Origin of the sequence: Mycolicibacter kumamotonensis (genome assembly GCF_002086285.1) — a bacterium.
GTDB lineage: Bacteria > Actinomycetota > Actinomycetes > Mycobacteriales > Mycobacteriaceae > Mycobacterium > Mycobacterium kumamotonense.
Genome location: NZ_MVHU01000078.1, coordinates 1 through 2,728, shown reverse-complemented (window position 1 = coordinate 2,728; position 2,728 = coordinate 1). Strand labels below are relative to the sequence as shown.

The following is a 2,728-nucleotide window of genomic DNA, read 5'->3' as shown; positions in this document are numbered from 1 at the left end:
CCTCCCGTGAAGCCAGGGACGCCGCCCGGCGATCCGCCTATATTTCCGCCGTTAGGCCCGCCGCCTCCTTGCTGGCCGCCGCCACCATTACCAGCACTTGCACTACCACCACCGCTACCACCAGCTTGGCCCCCACCGCCACCGTTACCCGCAGCCGCGCTACCACCACCGCTACCACCAGCTCGGCCTCCACCGCCGCCGTTGCCTGCAGCTGCGCTACCACCGCTAGCGCTGCCACCGCTTGCGCTGCCAAAATCGCTGCCTGCCTTGGGGCCGTTTGCGCCGCCGTCGACGTTGCTGCTTCCAGCGACTCCTGCATTACTGAAGCCACCGCCGCCATTGCCAGCCCCGGCGTTGCCGGCACCCGCGCCATCAACATTGCCCGATCCCGCATTATCGACACCGCTACCCGGGTTACCGGCGGTATTGTCCGCGCCTCCGACACCGCCCCTGCCCCCGTCAGCACCGCTACCGGCGCCATTGCCTGGGACAGGTGAACCGTTGGAGTCGAAGGCGCCTTTACCGCCGTCCCCGCCGTTAGCACCGTCGCCCCCGGTGCGTTGTGAACCGTTTGTACCAAGGCTGCCCTGACCACCGTCATAACTTTGTTTTCTGGCCACTTGGTCTGGCGTCAATGGCTGTCGCGGGGGCGGGACATCGAGGTCTGCGCCGTTTTCTTTCAGTACATCGCGGGCCTTGGCGTCTACACCGGTTTCATCAAGCATCTGCTGGGTAGCGTCAACTACTGACGTGATCGCGGTCGCTGCAGCATCACGAGCCTGCGAGTTCGCGTTCCAGATTACGCCGTTGATCTCGCCTACTTTTATCTGAGGGTCTTCGTTCTTTTTGAGGATCTTGTCGATGTCGTCGTTGCCTGAATTAGCGATACTAGTTAACCTGGTGCGCAGATCGTCGATGGCTTTCGCAACATTCTTGTTCGCTTCGCTCTTTGCACGGCACTGATTGGCAACATCGAGAAGACGCTTCCTGCCGAGCCGCAGACGCGTGAGCATGTCCTCTGCGGTGTGGCCGCTGTTCCGTTGCCCCAGCAGCGTAATAAGATTGTTGATGCCATCAGCTTCCCGTTGTTTTGCCTCCATGTGTCCAGACCAAAAATCGACTGCGGCAGCCGGTTGGGTGGGCGGGGCAGGCCACCACAAGCCGATCAACGTCTCCGTGAACGGCCTGTAGTCAGGAAGGTCACTCACCGCACAACTCCTGCATAACTTGGTTCTTAGCGTTTGAGTCGTCGACCGCAGCTCGGTATTGGTCAGCGGTAGCCATGCCGTTGGTGCCAATAACTGCTGTAGTCTGATAGGCCTTTGCTAAAGCGCGTGCAGCATCGCGGTATTTCGGATCTAGCGCCGGGTCCGCTGCCGACATGTCAAGAATTAGAGCGCCATTGATCATGGAGATTCGCGCCAAAGCTATGTCACCGTCCGGTTGTGTCTCGATATTCAACGCACGTGCGGCGAGCGTGTACTGGTCGCACAACTGCTTCTTCGCCGCCGCCTTCTGTGCGGCGGTATACGTCGGACTGGACCCCGACCCCGACCGCGTGAGCGCCACGATCAAGGCCGCCGCAGCAAGGACTACCGCCACGGCGGCCAGTGTCACGGCCACCCAGTTGCGGGATCGGATTGGTGCGGGCGGTGCGGGCCAGGGCTGCGTCATGGTCACGTCACGGATGGTATCCCCGAGCACCGATTCTTCGCTTACATCATCGTTTCCCCGATGCGGCCACAGATTCGAATACCGGTCGCCGTGCCGCGACGGGCCTGGACACCCGCAGGTGAGACCGGCGACAAACGAGCTCGTGGGCTACCGCGCAGGCTGAATTGACGCCGAAGGGGCACCCTGTCAGGGTTGTTAACGACCGATCTGAGAGGGGTTCGAGTGTTCGTCGATCCGGCGATGCTGCGTTCAGGGGCAGCAGATGCGCGCGGAGCAGCCGAACACGCCCACACCGGAGCGACCCGGCTGAACCGAACCGCCGTGACGGCAGGCATTTTCGGCGGCTTCGGCGCCGCTGATGTCTTCCACGGCGCGCTCTCCACGGCCCACACCGAGCACATCACCACCCTCACCGGCCACGACCGGACCCTGGACGGGGCCGGCGTCAAGGCCCACCGTGCCGCGTGCGTGTTCACCGGCATGGATCAGCACAACGCAGCCCAGCTTCGTACGGTGCGGTGCACCTGCAGCACATAAACCTGGCGCTGCTGATCGACGCCGCCGGCGGTGACCCGTGGCAGGTCAACAACACCCTGCAAAGCGGCAACCCGGCCGCCATCGACGAACTGGCGAGCGCCTTCCACGACGCCGGATTATGCACCGCCGAATCTAGTGCCGCGTTCGCTCAAGCGCGCCAACGCTTCCAGGCCGCCTGGAACCGGGAAAACGGCGAGCATCCGATCAACGACTCCGCCGAAGTCCAGCGCGCCACCACCAGCTTGCATCTGCAACAAACCCAACTCACCGCGATCGGTACCGATCTGGAGGCCATCGCCGCCGCCCTGGCCGAGGCCCAAAAGTCCGCGGCGGCAAAGATCAACGCCCTGCAGATCCAGCTGCACGACATCGACAACCGCATCGGCATGTACCAGGAAGCCGACTTCGACACCGCCGAGCTGGAGCAGGTGGCGATCGATGACACCACCGGCATCCTGCATCAACTCGAAAAGCTCCGCGACGACTACGCCGGGATCCTTGCGGCCTCGACGACCAA

Annotated in this window: 3 protein-coding genes and 1 pseudogene; 2 read left to right on the top strand and 2 right to left on the bottom strand. The window is 63.1% G+C overall.

Features of this window, described 5'->3' with window-relative positions; genetic code table 11:
- Positions 1–1,208 (bottom strand): annotated as a pseudogene (locus BST28_RS23900) (hypothetical protein); the annotation flags it as partial.
- Positions 1,201–1,674 carry a hypothetical protein gene (locus BST28_RS22740; RefSeq protein WP_052312179.1) on the bottom strand — a complete coding sequence of 158 codons (474 nt, stop codon included), beginning with the start codon at positions 1,672–1,674 and terminating at the stop codon, positions 1,201–1,203. The gene BST28_RS22740 and the pseudogene BST28_RS23900, both read right to left, overlap by 8 nt.
- A 222-nt stretch (positions 1,675–1,896) precedes the next feature.
- Here BST28_RS22740 and BST28_RS22735 point away from each other — a divergent pair, with 222 nt between their 5' ends.
- Positions 1,897–2,211 carry a DUF2563 family protein gene (locus tag BST28_RS22735; RefSeq protein ID WP_019735068.1) on the top strand — a complete coding sequence of 105 codons (315 nt, stop codon included), beginning with the start codon at positions 1,897–1,899 and terminating at the stop codon, positions 2,209–2,211.
- Positions 2,193–2,728: putative alpha/beta hydrolase (locus BST28_RS22730; RefSeq protein WP_474630502.1), on the top strand; the 536-nt coding region annotated here is incomplete at its 3' end. The genes BST28_RS22735 and BST28_RS22730, both read left to right, overlap by 19 nt.